At 31.7% G+C, this 1,101-nt stretch carries 2 protein-coding genes and 1 pseudogene; all 3 read right to left on the reverse strand.

Annotated features, from left to right (window positions below; genetic code table 11):
- A partial coding sequence (locus tag AMN73_RS00515; protein WP_143323176.1) for a trypsin-like peptidase domain-containing protein occupies nt 1-662 on the reverse strand: 662 nt, incomplete at its 3' end.
- 1 nt (nt 663) lies between these two features.
- Complete coding sequence (locus AMN73_RS00520) at nt 664-849, reverse strand: DUF2065 domain-containing protein (protein ID WP_075534369.1); 186 nt, start codon at nt 847-849, stop codon at nt 664-666.
- Between the two features lie 10 nt (nt 850-859).
- Nucleotides 860-1,101, reverse strand: a pseudogene (locus AMN73_RS00525) (protease modulator HflC); the annotation flags it as partial.

A 1,101-nucleotide genomic window follows, 5' to 3' on the forward strand; every position in this document is an offset into this window, starting at 1 on the left:
ACACCTACTACATCCCCATCCATATTAAATAGAGGTCCACCTGAGTTACCTTGATTTATTGAAGCATCCGTTTGAATAAAATCTTCGTATCTAGAAAGTCCAATACTTCTATTTCTCGCAGATATTATTCCTGTGGTAACAGTTCCACCAAGTCCGAAAGGATTTCCAATTGCAATAACCCAATCTCCTATTCTTGCTAAATCTGAATTTCCAAATTTAACAGGTTTAAAAGTATCATCTGACTCTATTTTTAATACTGCTATATCTGATAAAGGATCTGTTCCAATGATTTTTGCTTTATACTCTTTATCTCCGTTTACTCTTACTAAAATATCATCTGCATCTTTAATAACATGATTGTTTGTAACTACAGTTCCATCTTTATCTATAATAAACCCTGATCCAAGTGCACTAGCTTTTCTTTCTTGTGGAGTACCAAATTCCTTAAACATATCTTCAAAAGGTGATCCTGGTGGAAATTGAAAGTTTGGAAAAGGATTAGTTTTTGTAACAACAGTTTGTGTTGTAGAGATATTTACAACTGATGGCATTAATTCCTCAGCAAGATCTGCAAAAGAGCTTGGAACGTTTGATGAATTTGATGCAGTGTTTAGGTTAATTAAAAATAAAATAACTAGACTGAATTTAAATATTTTGCTCATTCTAACCTTTAAAAACCCATACTATCGAAAAACCAATAAGGGCAAAAATAAAACCCGCTGTTCTTAATTGATTTGATTTAATAGTATCAATCTTCTTTAACATATTTTTCATTTTTGATGGAAATAAGGCATAAAGAATACCTTCAATAAACAAGAACAGACCAAAAGCGATGATCAATTCATTCATTTTGATTATTTTATTGAGCTGGTTTTAAATTAACGTTTCCAAAGAATTTAAAAAATTCACTATCTGGTGATAATACTAACGAAGTTTCTCCACCAATTAATGCTTTCTCATATGCTTGCATTGCTCGGTAGAAAGCAAAAAAATCTGGGTCTTGACCAAATGCATCCGCAAATATTTTATTTCTTGCTCCATCACCTTCACCCTTCATAATTTCAGATTTTTTTTGCGCATCTGCTAAAATTACAGTAACTT

The sequence above is a fragment of the Candidatus Pelagibacter communis genome, from assembly GCF_001179965.1.
In the GTDB taxonomy this organism is placed as follows: domain Bacteria; phylum Pseudomonadota; class Alphaproteobacteria; order Pelagibacterales; family Pelagibacteraceae; genus Pelagibacter.

Excerpts from the sequence above, each read along its gene's own strand:
- AMN73_RS00520 (WP_075534369.1), bottom strand. The coding sequence starts at position 849 with ATGAATGAATTGATCATCGCTTTTGGTCTGTTCTTGTTTATTGAAGGT.